Source organism: Methylobacillus methanolivorans (assembly GCF_044751345.1).
GTDB classification, from domain to species: domain Bacteria; phylum Pseudomonadota; class Gammaproteobacteria; order Burkholderiales; family Methylophilaceae; genus Methylobacillus; species Methylobacillus methanolivorans.
The window spans coordinates 56,342-70,180 of the sequence record NZ_JBIWXY010000003.1 but is presented as its reverse complement, the minus strand read 5'-3'; the positions used below and the strand labels follow the sequence as shown (position 1 = coordinate 70,180).

Genomic DNA, 13,839 nt, shown 5'->3' with positions numbered 1-13,839 from the left:
AAAAAACGGCGCTTAAGCGCCGTTTTTTATTCATGCCAATCCAGAAAAACTTACTTGCCGTAACGCGCTACGCCAGCAACGATTTCTGCCTTGGCTTCATCTACACCCTTCCACTCGCCGACCTTGACCCACTTACCTTTTTCGAGATCCTTGTAGTGCTCGAAGAAATGGGCGATTGGCGCCAGCTGGAACTCAGGGATATCGTGATAGCTCTTCACATCCTTGTATTGTGGGCAAATTTTGTCCACAGGCACAGCCAGCACCTTGGCATCCACACCACCATCATCTTCCATGGTCAGTACACCAATCGCACGGCAACGGATCACGACGCCTGGCTGCAATGGGATGGGCGTGATCACCAACACATCAACCGGGTCACCATCTTCTGACAGCGTTTGCGGGATATAGCCATAGTTGCATGGATAGTGCATGGAAGTACCCATGAAACGATCAACGAATACTGCACCGCTATCCTTGTCCACTTCGAACTTGATGGGCTCGCCACGCATGGAGATTTCGATAATGACGTTAAAGTCGTTAGGGATGTCTTTGCCTGCTGGCACATTAGAAAGGGACATGCGGTTATCCTTAAAATATGGGTTGGTTTGAATGATGGATGGTTTTTGCAAACCACGTAAAGTTAACGCGGGATTTTAGCCTAAATCAGCAGTAAAAATCACCTGGGGCTTGCCTCGCGTGCGGCGACTTCGCGCCTGCATTCCACGACTACCTCTATCGGCACACACCTGACGCCCAGGTAGAACAAGGCTGGAACAATGACCAAGTCATCCAGTTGCCCAAGAATGGGAATAAAGTCAGGGATCAAGTCAAATGGCAATAGCAAGTAACCCACTGCCAAACCTAGCAGCACCTTGGCAAGCCAAGGCGTCTGCGGGTGGCGCAACACCAAGCGATAGACTTCCAGCTCAGTCTTGAGCTGTCGCGCCAGTGATTTCAGCTTATCTATCAATGGCACTTATCCAGCTACCTAGCGTTAAAACGGCTTGCCAGTCAGGCGTTCGTAGGCCTCGCGATACTTGGCAGCAGTGCTTGCCGCAACATCATCAGGCAATTGCGGGCCAGGAGGAGTCTTGTTCCAGCCGGTAGATTCAAGCCAGTCCCTGACATATTGCTTGTCAAAACTGGGCGGGTTGCTACCCACCTGATATTGATCCTGCGGCCAGAAGCGTGATGAATCAGGGGTTAATACTTCATCGATCAAGTACAGCTCACCCGCTTCATCCAGACCAAATTCGAATTTGGTGTCAGCGATGATAATGCCGCGGCTCAAGGCATAAGCTGCAGCCTCCTTGTATAACTGCACGCTGATACGGGCGACTTTGTCAGCCAGCTCTTTTCCGAGTAACTGGGCGCATTTTTCCAGGGTGATGTTCTCATCATGATCACCCACCTCTGCCTTGCTCGAAGGCGTAAACAATGGCTCTGGCAACTGTGATGCCTCTTGCAGGCCTGCTGGCAGGGGGATGCCACATACGCTCTGGCTGGCCTTGTATTCTTTCCAGCCGGAACCCGCGAGGTAACCACGCACAATCGCCTCGATTGGCAAAGGCTTCAACTTTTTCACCACCAATGCACGTGGCCCAAGCTGGGCTTTCTCAGCGGGGTCAGTCACAACGCTATCAGGGTCGATACCCGTCAAGTGGTTAGGCACCACATGCTGGAGTTTCTCAAACCAGAAATTGGCAATCTTGGTGAGAATCGCGCCTTTATCCTGGATAGGCGTTGGCAGGATCACATCGAACGCTGATAAACGATCACTCGCCACCAGCAACATATATTGGTCATTAATATCGTAGATATCCCGTACCTTGCCCTGATTAATCAGTTTCAGGCTCTTGATACTGGACTGCATGAGGGGAGTAGTCAAAACGCTTACCTTTATCAAAAACTATTTCGAGTGATGGTCCTGTTCAGGGCCATCGGAATAAGGGAATTTCACATGCCCGTAGCGCACCACCAAGATGGCAATCGCTATCAGCAGGATAGAAGCTGCCACGGCAAAAATACGCCAGGCCTCCAGCTCCTTGATGTCGAGCACCAAGTAACGCGCCAGCGCGATAATGCCGATATACAAGGGATAACGCACCGGCAATGTGCCCGAGCTCAAGTAATGGTTGAGCATGGTGAGAATTTCGAGGTAAAGAAATAACAGCAGCAAATCTGCCACGGTTACCGCCCTCATTTCCCAGATATGCAACGCGGCCTGCCCTGTAGCCACGATCGTTGCCAGCGCAATGAATACCAGCAGGGCCTGCTCGACCAAACCGATGCCTTGTTGACCTAATTTACTGTATTTATTGGGCTGCATAGCGATAAGTACCAGGCAAATAATCCCGGCATTATACGCTGTAAATTCTGCACAACGTGAGCAATGAGATCAGGTTAAAAAATAGCGCTGAGCCATTTTCTCGAGTGGAATTGGCTTGATTTTCGCCGCATGTCCTGCTGAGCCAAATGCCTCAAAACGCTCCTGGCATAAGCCCTGCATCGCCTGGGTCGCCGCCGCCAGTATTTTACGTGGGTCAAACTCGGCCCGGTGTTGCGGCCGCCCAAGGAAATGGCGCAAAGCCCCGGTAAAAGCCAGGCGCAGATCAGTATCAATATTTACCTTACGCACGCCGTTTTGTATGCCTTTGACGATTTCTTCCACCGGGACGCCATAAGTCTCAGGGATTTCGCCACCATACTCATTGATTACACGTAACCACTCTTGCGGCACGGAAGATGAGCCATGCATCACTAAATGCGTATTCGGCAGCTGGGCGTGGATTTCTCGAATACGGCTGATGGAAAGCGTTTCGCCAGTCGGTGGGCGCTTGAATTTATAAGCCCCATGTGAAGTGCCAATCGCAATCGCTAACGCATCTACACCTGTCTGCGCGACAAAATCCACTGCCTCAGCCGGACTGGTGAGCAACTGGCTGTGATCAAGATGCCCCTCAGCCCCCACACCATCCTCCTCACCTGCCAGGCCAGTTTCCAGTGAGCCAAGTACGCCAAGCTCCCCTTCCACCGACACGCCCACGGCATGGGCTGCCAGCACCACCTGTCGCGTTACCTCGACGTTATAGGCATAGTTCGATGGCGTCTTCGCATCCTCCAGCAAAGAACCATCCATCATCACACTGCTAAAGCCGTGCTTGATGGAATGCAAGCATACAGCCAGGCTGGTGCCATGATCTTGATGCAGCACAACAGGAATATGCGGATAACTGCTGATCGCAGCCTCCATCAACTTGAGTAGAAACTCCTCGCCCGCATATTTGCGAGCACCGGCAGAGGCCTGCATGATCACTGGGCTATCACAGGCATCTGCCGCCTGCATGATGGCCTGCACCTGCTCAAGGTTATTGACATTGAACGCTGGCACGCCGTAATCGTGCTCGGCCGCGTGATCCAGCAATTGACGTAAGCTAATCAGTGCCATGGGCACATCCTCTCATGTTGTTGAGCGGCCTCGTCGCTCTCGCCTAATGTTGTTCACGCCTGTGCTCGCCCACTTTAACAATCTGCAAGGTATTGGTGCCCCCCGCCTTGCCAATGGGCTCCCCAAACGTCAGCATCATGAGATCATCGCGCTGCACCGCACCAAGGCGCAACAGCAACTCTTCGGCATCGTAGAGAATCTTGCCTAGCTCGCGGCTAGGCTGCTCGATGTGGTACGGGTATACGCCGCGATACAGCGACAGCTTGCGCCGCGTGTTGCGCTCGGTCGTGAGCGCATAAATCGGCACATTAGTGTTGGAACGTGACAACCAGGTGACAGAAGACCCTGACTTGGTCAGTGCCGCAATCGCCTTCACATCCAGGTGCTTGGCCGTATATACCGCCGCCATCGCAATCGCTTCATCGATAAAACCAAACTCATCATGAATAGGCGCTTTCAAGTGCTGGCTGTCGTATTCTTTTTCCGCCTCTAGGCAGACGCGATGCATGGCCTGGATAGCCTCCACCGGATAATGCCCTACTGCGGTCTCGCCCGAGAGCATCACTGCGTCGGTGCCATCCAACACCGCATTCGCCACATCAGAAACTTCCGCCCGGGTTGGGATCGGGCTACTGATCATGGATTCCAGCATCTGCGTTGCCGTGATCACCAGCTTGTTGCGCATGCGCGCAGTGCGGATCATGCGCTTCTGCAAGCCAGGCACCGCCGCATCACCGACTTCTACACCGAGATCACCACGCGCGACCATGATCACATCGGCCGCATCGATAATCTCCTCTAGCGCATCAATCGCCTCCGCGCGCTCGATCTTGGCGACAATGGCTGCATGACCGCCAGCCTCTTCCACCAACTGGCGAGCAAGCTCTATATCCGCACCACTGCGCGGGAATGAGACCGCAATATAATCCGCTTCTAACGCCACTGCAGTCTGGATATCTTCCTGGTCTTTCAGCGTCAGTGCCGGGGCAGAGAGCCCGCCACCTTGACGATTGATGCCCTTGTTGTTGGAGAGCATCCCGCCAGCCGTGACCGTACAATACACCTCGCCACCATTCACGGCGTCCACACTCAATACAATACGTCCATCATCCAGCAGCAACACCGCCCCCGGCTCCACCTCGGATGGCAAGGTCTTGTAATCCAGCCCCACCCGCTCCTGATTACCCAGCTTGCATGCTGCATCCAGGATGAACTTGTCTCCGACCTTGAGCAAAATGCGGTCATTCTCAAATTTACCGATGCGTATCTTCGGCCCCTGCAAATCACACAACACCCCCACAGGGCGTCCACTACGCCGCGATATATCACGCACCAGTTCAGCGCGGTCTATATGATCCTGCGCCGACCCATGCGAAAAATTCAACCGCACCACATCCACGCCGGCATCCACCAACCGCTCAATCACCGACTCCTCACTGGAAGCCGGCCCCAGCGTCGCCACAATCTTGGTTTTACGTAATGCCATAAACATTTTCCTAACTATTCCTCTAGGGACTCATGTTAAAGCTGACAGCACCTAGGGGGAATGGTGCATATTTTGTGCCATTAAAATAGGCTTAGGTGACGTGTTGCAATCAGATGTGGGCACCCTACGCAATGTGTTGCCCGTGGACTGAGGAAAGAAGTAAGCTTCGAGGCTATAAGCACTAAGCTAGAAAGAGATGCTTATGGCAATCCAACATCAGCTTTATGCTTAAAAAAGTTGCGGACATCTTTTAAATCCGCCCCTATGACTGACGAGCAAGATGCATCTTGCATTCGCCAGACACCATCTCAGCACAAGCTCAGTTGCCAATCACCTAACAGCATTGAGCAAAGCTGGCTGTCCAAATTCCAGCAATTGCGCATTAGAGCGCTGAAAATATTGTTTCCAAAAATTTTCCAGCGCCTGCATTGTTTGCGGTGACCGATAGACTGATTTTGTCTTAGCATCATCAGCCAACAGACCTGCACCAATGACATACACTCTCGCTCCGGCAAAATCACCGAACAAGCCGTGCTTCTCTACGAGCGCTAATTCTTTCTCTGGCTGAATAGTGCGCACTGCCTGATTAGCATAAAAACTGGTCACCGAAGAGTTCTCTAACATATCTGAAGCCACTAGCACGACTTTCTGACTAGCTGATGATTGACGTACCCTGCTTGAAATATCTTTAAGGCTGCCGATCACATCAGATTTACTAATAGATGCACTACTCCCTCCAAACGCTTTTTTTAGTGCCGCTCCCGCCAACTGCGCAGCTAGTTTAGGCTGATTGTCCATACACTGATCAAACTTGGACAAGATAGGCTTGGATATGTCGTTTCTAGCACTTTGCTCAATCAATGGATCCAGACTACCAGCAGACAATATTTCAGTATATTGCCCTTGTGTGTAGGCTGAAAAACGAATGACAGAAAATGCATTGTTGGCACTTAAAAACGGACGCACATTATTTGCAATCGATTGCTTCAATGCATTGTCAAACATCGTGGTCTGATCCACGACAACAAAGATTTCAGTGTCTGTTTTAACGCCTTGAGGCAGAAGCTTGGCCTGATAACAGGTAGGTACCGCGCCTCCTGCCTGCGCCAACCCGGACAAAAACAGCATCCCAACCGAAGCTATGAGGTGGTTATATTTCATAATAAATCATCCAATTCCGAATCCAGCTTGGAGCGATTCACTTTTTCCTGCTCTGCCAGCTTGGCCTTTTTGATAGCTTCAAGCACCTCTGTCTGTAACTCGACTGGTAAGCTATGAATAAAGTCTTTCTTTGCGTTTTTATCTTGCAGACTATCAAGCGTACGCAATGCATCTGGCAATGAAACCACTACACTAAAATCCTGAGCATTTGTCACAACCTTTGTCTGGCGTGCTTCAGCCTGACGCTGCGTATGTTGACGTTGGCTTTCACGATCCTTGGACTCTTCTTGACGACTCAATTCCAGAAAATCGTAAAAACTTTTACTTGTATGCATACCATCTGTTCCATGCTGCGCATTTCTATCCATCAACTTTTGTTGTAGCGTTTCAAGCTTGGATTGTGCCGTATCAGTAATCTCTTGATAGTGCTCGCGAACGTCCGAGTACGTGTTGTAACGCCCATAACCAATATCAGCAAATGCCGCTGCGCTGTTCTGACCTGCAAATCCCCATCGGTGACCAAATATCACCCCAAGAATTTGTAAGAACACGAAGACAAATGCCAGCACAATAAAAGTTGCCCAGCCGCCATGACGATCTATTGAGGTTTCATCGGCGCGAGCCTTATCCACCGCTGCTTGGTTTTGAGCCAAATCAGCTTCCGGCAACACAAGATCATTCGAGAAGTCCAAGCCATCTGCATTGTTCGCACCGACTACCTGACTAGCTCCAACCACCTCCTGATGCAAGGATTTCTCCAATACTTGCCCGCGAACATATGTTGCAAATACTGCAACAGAAACGACAAACACTGCCGTGAGAATAGTAATCTTATAGCTGGGATGCGTACCTACGCGGTTGCATAACTGGGTATAACGCGGTTGATCATCATCAATCGATTGTGGTTTGGCTAAAGCAACCGTCCCGGTCGTCAGTTTATGCTTGCGCCCATCCTCAGCCCATTCGCGCCGCGCATGCGCAATCTTTCCTGACTTATACAACTCATGTCCGGCAAAATGGGTTAAGGCCACCAAGATTATAGATATTAGGAAAGCGATACCGTAAGCACCGGTTTGTTGTAGATTCTCACTTGCGCCTGGCAAGGTATATCCAGCGAGGACATAACTAAAACCCATCGCCTCGACAAACACCATAGCGACGGTCAGTATCCATATCCACATAGGAATCGCTTTGCGTCCGTTATCTCCGGCTTTAGTCAAATATTCAATCTTGTCATTGAAATCCAGCTCATTCTGGATCCTGATAAACTTTTTGTAATCTCGGCAAAGCGCCTTTTCTGCCTTGAACCATGAAGGATTTGTTACATCACGGTTCAGGTCTTTGGACAACGTGTTAATTCGTCCGATGAGAGGAAAACTCATCCAGGTATTCAGCCACCACCACTTTACTTGATCCCATAATGCCACTACCACCACCAAGGCAATCATAGTGCTGACCACGCTCCAGGCTAGCAATGGATAGGTTGCAAAAAACTCTTGCATATTATTGTTCCCCTTTAAGTTGTTATTATCGAATTACTTTGTAGAGTTGATCAGTTTAGGTTTGAAATCAACTACGTACTCATTGCCAGAACGACTATAAAGTATCTTGCCTGCCTTGGCAGTGACCAGACCACTGTCCTGAGGCCAAAGAATATCCATACATTTCATGCCAGCCTCCCCTCCCATAAACACACGATAAAGCAAGCCATTACTGCCTTGATAGGTATTGACTACAGGAGTGAGGTCGACATCTGCCTTGGATTTTGTTTTGGATGCGTCATATTGGGTATACACCTTCACCCCTGGTGCATTAGCAGGTGCAGCGCCATCGCGCAGCACAGACACATTGTTCAGCACGACTAAATGTCCTCCGACACTATCGTACCAGCTACGCCCATAAAGCCCTGGCAAATGCTCACTCGTTGCGACTGCCTTATCTCCTTTCAGGGATTTGACCGCACCAGTTTGGCGAGGTCGATCCAGGTCACAGGTGCGGATAGCGGACATATCACTGGCCTCAGCCTCACTGATCAAGCGCAAAGTGCGGCCGGATGGCTTGATTTCCCCTACATCAAGACTCGCCACTTTTGTGCTGAACGGCACACCGCCAAAATCAATGGTGTTGGAAGCAGGGACAATAACGGGCGCAGGTGTTTTAGATCGTGTCTTCTCATCTTTAGGAGTAGACAGGGGCAAACTCTTGGAAATTTTGGTTTCAACCACTTTCTTATTCGTTTGTTTGACTACGGCAGCCTCTTGATGAGCCGACTTCATCACAGGATTTTCTGACTCAGCAGGTCGATAATAGGCGGTATTAGCACGGCGTGTTTGCAAATAAAGATTAAATACCTCCTCATTACTAAGGTCGACAATCTCTACACGCCGATTTTTCGCGCGTCCATCCAGCGTGCGGTTATCTGCGATCGGCAGAGTTTCGCCTGCCCCTTGATAATAAAGTTGCTCCTCACCAACACCATTGGCTTTGAACAGGGCAGCCACAGCACGTGCACGCTGTTCCGAGAGATCAGCATTCAGTGTCGTATTACCAGTGTCATCGGTATGCCCAATCAATAACACTCTTTTCACCTTAAATGCTTGATCTACCTTGTCTTTTTCCTGATGAGAGGCATTACTCCCCAAAGCCTCAAGCTGAGCTTTCAAGGAGTATTGCCGGGCAATTTCAGCGAAATGTATCTTGGCATCAGGTTCCAGGTTGGCAGAGCCTGAATCGAATTGAGGTTTACCATCCACATCCACGACAGAAACCGACAAGCCAACTTTCTGCATCTCAGCTGGTTTTGAAGCACTGCCTTCAACGGCCTGTACCTCAATTGGGATAACCTGCATCTCTAAATCGTATTTTTTCTGAATCTTGGCTAGTTCGCATTGTCGCTTATCAACCTCAGAGCCGATCAGCCCACCCACAGCACCACCCAAACCCAAACCAATTAACGTACCCACAACCTTGTTACTGCCACCGACTTTATTGCCGACCAGTCCACCAATCAATGCACCTGCCACAATCCCAATATTACGAGCATTGTTAGCACAGGGGTCATCACTCGCAAAGGTTTGCTTGAAAGTTTCACCGAGAGAAGGCCGACCTGTTTTTGGATCTGTAGTGACGCAACTCTGAAGACCAAGAGATAAAGATACGACGATGACTACCCATCGCTTAGGATATGGCACAGATGACAAACGAGACTCCCCCTTGAATATATGCTGTTAATTTATTATTAGAAGTCCCAAGTTTGAGATAACGCAGATGTACCTGTCAACTCAAGCGCTATAATTTCCAAGCTTACTCTCAGAATGACAACATCAACATTCTTGCTTATGCCCAAGGAGCATAAGTAAAAAAAGAGCCCACAGGCTCCTTTTTATCAAACTAATCTAAACAATCAACTCTTGGCACGCTGCTCCAAAATTTCCACTGCTGGCAATTTCTTGCCCTCAAGAAACTCTAGGAATGCACCGCCAGCTGTCGAGATGTAAGACACCTTGTCGTAGATGTCGTATTTCTGGATGGCAGCGATGGTGTCGCCGCCGCCAGCCAGTGTAAAGGCCTTGGTCTTGGCGATGGCATCGGCGATGGTTTTGGTGCCTTTGCCGAATTGATCAAATTCGAATACGCCGACCGGGCCATTCCAGACCACAGTGCCGGCATTCATGATGATCTCGGCAAGCTGCTTGGCGGATTCTGGGCCGATGTCGAAGATCATGTCATCAGCAGCAACATCATCGGCAGACTTGAGCACGGCGGGCTCATCGGGGTCGAATTGCTTGCCGCAGACCACATCCACGGCGATTGGCACAGCGGCACCGCGCTTGGACATTTTTTCCATCAGGCATTGTGCGGTGGGCACGAGATCGTCTTCATTCAATGAGCGACCAATCGGCTTGCCTGCGGCCTTGAGGAAGGTGTTGGCGATGCCACCACCGACAACCATTTGGTCGACTTTTTCAGCCAGGCTTTCCAGCACTGTCAACTTGGTGGAAACCTTGGAGCCACCAACGATAGCGACCATCGGGCGTGCAGGCTCGCATAAAGCCTTGCCCAGGGCATCCAACTCGCCAGTGAGCAGCAAGCCAGCAGCAGCGACGGGGGCATACTGTGCGATGCCATAGGTAGAAGCTTCTGCACGGTGGGCGGTACCGAAGGCGTCCATGACAAAGACATCACACAAGGCAGCGTATTTGCGTGCGGTTTCTTCGAGATTCTTTTTCTCACCCTTGTTGAAGCGGCAGTTTTCCAGCAGCACCACTTCGCCTTCTGCCACCTCAAAACCGCCATTGACCCAATCCTTGATCAGGCGCACAGGCTGGCCGAGCTTGTCAGCTAAGACATCAGCAACGGGTTGCAAGGAATTTTCCTCTGAATACACGCCTTCTTCCGGGCGTCCCAGGTGGGAAGTCACCATGACGCATGCCTTGGCATCCAAAGCCTGGCGAATCGTTGGGATGGATGCCGTGATACGTGCATCGGAAGTTACCTTGCCATCGCTGACTGGCACATTGAGGTCAGCGCGAATAAAGACGCGCTTGCCCGCCAAGTCGAGGTCTGTCATGTGGATTACTGTCATGGTCTACTCCCCGGCTTAGCTGGCGATATGACGCACCAGGCGCATCATGTTGCAGGTGTAGCCATACTCGTTGTCGTACCAAGCCACGATCTTGACGAAGGTAGGATCAAGCTGGATACCAGCATCAGCGTCAAAAATGGAAGGGTAGGCATTGCCACGGAAATCGGTGGAGACAACTTTTTCATCCGTGAAACCAAGTACACCCTTGAGCGGGCCACTTTCAGAGGCAGCCTTCATGGCAGCAACGATCTGCTCGTAAGTGGCTTCCTTGTTCAGCTCAACGGTCAAGTCGACGACGGATACATCGCTGGTCGGGATGCGGAACGCCATGCCAGTGAGCTTTTTATTCAACCCAGGAATCACCTTGCCCACGGCCTTGGCAGCACCGGTGGAAGAAGGAATGATGTTTTCCAGGATGCCGCGACCACCGCGCCAATCCTTGTTGGAAGGGCCATCGACAGTTTTTTGTGTCGCAGTGGCTGCGTGTACAGTGGTCATCAAGCCGCGCTTGATGCCGAAACTGTCGTTCAATACCTTGGCAACAGGTGCCAAGCCATTGGTGGTGCAGGATGCAGCAGAAACGATCGCCTGACCCTTGTAGGTGTCATGGTTCACACCGTAGACAAACATGGGGGTATCGTCCTTGGAAGGGGCAGATTGCACAACCTTCTTGGCACCTGCGTCAATGTGCTTCTGGCAGGTTTCTTCGGTCAAGAAAAAGCCGGTACATTCCACCACAACATCGACACCGACTTCATCCCATTTCAGGTTAGCAGGGTCACGCTCTGCAGTCAGGCGGATAGTTTTGCCATTCACGATCAGATTATTGCCACTGACGGCGACATCGCCATTGAAGCGACCATGCACGGAGTCATGCTTGAGCATGTAAGCCAGGTAATCTGGCTCCAGCAGGTCATTGATTGCGACTACTTCGATATCAGTAAAATCCTTGATCGCCGCACGGAATGCCATGCGACCGATACGGCCAAAGCCATTGATGCCAACCTTGATTGTCATGAGTTTTTCCCTGTCCTGATTGTGTTCTTTAAAAACAAAAAGGGAGCCAGCATGACTGGCCCCCTTTTTTAGTTACTACCTGTCATTACAGCACGGACTTGACGGTCTTCACTACGTTTTCAACAGTGAAGCCGAAGTGCTTGAACAGCGCGCCACCTGGAGCGGATTCGCCGAAGGTATCGATACCAACAACAGCACCTTCCAGACCAACATACTTGCGCCAGAAGTCGGTTACGCCAGCTTCAACAGCTACGCGCTTCACACCTGGAGTCAATACGCTGTCCTTGTAGGCTTGGTCTTGACGGTCGAATACGTTGGTGGATGGCATGGAAACCACGCGCACCTTGGTACCAGCAGCGTTCAGCTCAGCAGCAGCCTTGATCGCCAGATCCAGTTCGGAACCGTTACTGATGATGATGACATCAGCCTTGCCTGCAACGTCAGAGAACACATAACCACCCTTGCGGATCAGGTCGAAGTGCTGCTCGTCGTGCTTGATGCCAGGCACGTTTTGACGGCTCAATACCAAGCTGGAAGGACCATCGTTACGCTCAACTGCAGCTACCCATGCAATCGCAGTTTCAACGGAATCAGCAGGACGCCATACATCCATACGAGGAATGTAACGCAGGCCAGCAGTGTTTTCGATAGGCTGGTGAGTAGGACCATCTTCGCCTTGACCGATAGAATCGTGTGTCAGGACAGCGATAGTGCGCTGTTTCATCAGGGCTGCCATACGCAGTGCGCTCTTGGCGTAGTCGGAGAACATGTGGAAAGTACCGCCGAATGGCAACAAGCCACCGTGCAGTGCCATACCGTTCATGATCGCGAACATACCGAATTCACGCACACCGTAAGAGATGTAGTTACCTGGGTTCTTGCCATCAACGTGCTTGAAGCTGGAGCAGCTAGTCAGGTTGGAACCTGTCAAGTCAGCAGAGCCGCCGAGGAATTCTGGCAATACAGGTGCCAGGGCAGCAATCGCGTTTTGGGAAGCCTTACGTGTAGCAACGCCTTCAGCCTTTTCGTTGGTTGCCTTGATGAATGCATCAGTGGCTTCCTTCCAGTTAGCTGGCAGCTCGCCTGCCATACGGCGCTTGAACTCAGCAGCTTCTGCTGGGTAGATCTTGGCATAAGCGTCGAACTTAGCATCCCAATCGCTTTCCAGCTTGGAACCCTTAGCCTTGCCATCCCAGCCAGCGTACACCTCTTCAGGGATAACGAATGGCTCGTGTGTCCAACCCAGCGCTTCACGAGTGGCTGCAACTTCTTCCAGGCCCAGTGCGGAACCGTGGCAGTCGTGGGAACCAGACTTGTTCGGGGAACCCTTGCCGATGATAGTCTTTGCAGCAATGAAAGTTGGCTTGTCAGTAACCTTCTTCGCAGCTTCGATAGCAGCGTTCACAGCTTCAAAGTCGTGACCGTCAACGCTAATCACGTGCCAGCCGTAAGCTTCAAAACGCTTCACTGTATCGTCTGTGTACCAACCTTCGATGTGACCATCGATAGAGATGCCGTTGTCATCCCAGATTGCGATCAGCTTGCCCAGACCCCATGTGCCAGCCAGCGCAGCAGCTTCGTGGGAAACACCCTCCATCAGACAGCCATCACCGAGGAAGCAGTATGTGTAGTGGTTAACGATGTCGTGACCAGGCTTGTTGAATTGGTCAGCCAGCAGCTTTTCAGCCATCGCAAAACCAACTGCATTGGTGATACCTTGACCCAGAGGACCAGTCGTAGTTTCAACGCCAGGAGCATAGCCATATTCAGGGTGGCCAGCGCAACGTGAATGCAGTTGACGGAAAGACTTGATGTCATCCATGTTCAGGTCGTAGCCTGTCAGGTGCAGCAAGGAGTAGATCAACATGGAGCCATGGCCGTTGGACAGAATGAAACGGTCACGGTCAGCCCAGTTAGGGTTGCTTGGGTTGTGGCGCAGATGGTGGTTCCACAGAACTTCTGCGATATCTGCCATGCCCATCGGTGCACCAGGGTGTCCAGAGTTTGCCTTCTGAACTGCGTCCATGGATAACACGCGGATGGCATTTGCCAATTCTTGACGAGTTGCTGCCATACATATCTCCCTACGGTTGAAGAGAAAAAGGCTTCTCCAGCACATACAAGGCTGGAGGAAGCCTCACT

12 protein-coding genes are annotated in these 13,839 nt (G+C 51.1%); all 12 read right to left on the bottom strand.

What is annotated here, in order from left to right; all coding sequences use genetic code 11:
• Positions 1 to 50: 50 nt before the first annotated feature.
• Positions 51 to 578 carry an inorganic diphosphatase gene (gene ppa, locus ACIKP9_RS12655; protein WP_400883556.1) on the bottom strand — a complete coding sequence of 176 codons (528 nt, stop codon included), beginning with the start codon at positions 576 to 578 and terminating at the stop codon, positions 51 to 53.
• Positions 579 to 676: 98 nt separating this feature from the next.
• Positions 677 to 970: a YkvA family protein gene (locus ACIKP9_RS12650; protein ID WP_400883876.1), complete on the bottom strand. Its 294-nt coding sequence runs from the start codon at positions 968 to 970 to the stop codon at positions 677 to 679.
• 24 nt (positions 971 to 994) lie between these two features.
• Positions 995 to 1,888 carry a phosphoribosylaminoimidazolesuccinocarboxamide synthase gene (locus ACIKP9_RS12645; RefSeq protein ID WP_400883555.1) on the bottom strand — a complete coding sequence of 298 codons (894 nt, stop codon included), beginning with the start codon at positions 1,886 to 1,888 and terminating at the stop codon, positions 995 to 997.
• Between the two features lie 21 nt (positions 1,889 to 1,909).
• Entirely contained in the window at positions 1,910 to 2,329 is a 420-nt protein-coding gene (locus tag ACIKP9_RS12640) for a phosphate-starvation-inducible protein PsiE (RefSeq protein ID WP_230348940.1), read from the bottom strand.
• 69 nt (positions 2,330 to 2,398) lie between these two features.
• Positions 2,399 to 3,448: a class II fructose-bisphosphate aldolase gene (gene fba, locus ACIKP9_RS12635; protein WP_400883552.1), complete on the bottom strand. Its 1,050-nt coding sequence runs from the start codon at positions 3,446 to 3,448 to the stop codon at positions 2,399 to 2,401.
• 43 nt (positions 3,449 to 3,491) lie between these two features.
• Positions 3,492 to 4,934 (bottom strand): pyruvate kinase, encoded by a 1,443-nt coding sequence (pyk, locus tag ACIKP9_RS12630; RefSeq protein ID WP_400883549.1) that lies wholly within the window; start codon positions 4,932 to 4,934, stop codon positions 3,492 to 3,494.
• Between the two features lie 330 nt (positions 4,935 to 5,264).
• The gene (locus ACIKP9_RS12625; protein ID WP_400883547.1) at positions 5,265 to 6,095 is read right to left on the bottom strand and encodes a hypothetical protein; all 831 of its coding nucleotides are present in this window, start codon (positions 6,093 to 6,095) and stop codon (positions 5,265 to 5,267) included.
• On the bottom strand, positions 6,092 to 7,597 hold the full coding sequence (locus tag ACIKP9_RS12620) for a hypothetical protein (RefSeq protein WP_400883545.1): 1,506 nt from the start codon (positions 7,595 to 7,597) through the stop codon (positions 6,092 to 6,094). The genes ACIKP9_RS12625 and ACIKP9_RS12620 overlap by 4 nt, the downstream gene beginning before the upstream one ends.
• A gap of 33 nt (positions 7,598 to 7,630) precedes the next feature.
• Positions 7,631 to 9,286, bottom strand: coding sequence for an OmpA family protein (locus ACIKP9_RS12615; RefSeq protein ID WP_400883873.1), 1,656 nt, complete (start codon positions 9,284 to 9,286; stop codon positions 7,631 to 7,633).
• Positions 9,287 to 9,498: 212 nt separating this feature from the next.
• Positions 9,499 to 10,680, bottom strand: a complete 1,182-nt coding sequence (locus tag ACIKP9_RS12610) for a phosphoglycerate kinase (protein WP_400883542.1) — start codon at positions 10,678 to 10,680, stop codon at positions 9,499 to 9,501.
• Positions 10,681 to 10,695: 15 nt separating this feature from the next.
• On the bottom strand, positions 10,696 to 11,697 hold the full coding sequence (gene gap / locus ACIKP9_RS12605) for a type I glyceraldehyde-3-phosphate dehydrogenase (protein WP_400883540.1): 1,002 nt from the start codon (positions 11,695 to 11,697) through the stop codon (positions 10,696 to 10,698).
• A gap of 85 nt (positions 11,698 to 11,782) precedes the next feature.
• Positions 11,783 to 13,771 carry a transketolase gene (gene tkt, locus ACIKP9_RS12600; protein WP_400883537.1) on the bottom strand — a complete coding sequence of 663 codons (1,989 nt, stop codon included), beginning with the start codon at positions 13,769 to 13,771 and terminating at the stop codon, positions 11,783 to 11,785.
• Positions 13,772 to 13,839 lie beyond the last annotated feature (68 nt).

Coding starts and splice junctions, on each gene's coding strand:
- pyk (WP_400883549.1), bottom strand. CDS start 4,934: ATGGCATTACGTAAAACCAAGATTGTGGCGACGCTGGGGCCGGCTTCC.
- gap (WP_400883540.1), bottom strand. CDS start 11,697: ATGACAATCAAGGTTGGCATCAATGGCTTTGGCCGTATCGGTCGCATG.
- ACIKP9_RS12625 (WP_400883547.1), bottom strand. CDS start 6,095: ATGAAATATAACCACCTCATAGCTTCGGTTGGGATGCTGTTTTTGTCC.
- ACIKP9_RS12620 (WP_400883545.1), bottom strand. CDS start 7,597: ATGCAAGAGTTTTTTGCAACCTATCCATTGCTAGCCTGGAGCGTGGTC.
- ppa (WP_400883556.1), bottom strand. CDS start 578: ATGTCCCTTTCTAATGTGCCAGCAGGCAAAGACATCCCTAACGACTTT.
- ACIKP9_RS12640 (WP_230348940.1), bottom strand. CDS start 2,329: ATGCAGCCCAATAAATACAGTAAATTAGGTCAACAAGGCATCGGTTTG.
- tkt (WP_400883537.1), bottom strand. CDS start 13,771: ATGGCAGCAACTCGTCAAGAATTGGCAAATGCCATCCGCGTGTTATCC.
- ACIKP9_RS12610 (WP_400883542.1), bottom strand. CDS start 10,680: ATGACAGTAATCCACATGACAGACCTCGACTTGGCGGGCAAGCGCGTC.
- fba (WP_400883552.1), bottom strand. CDS start 3,448: ATGGCACTGATTAGCTTACGTCAATTGCTGGATCACGCGGCCGAGCAC.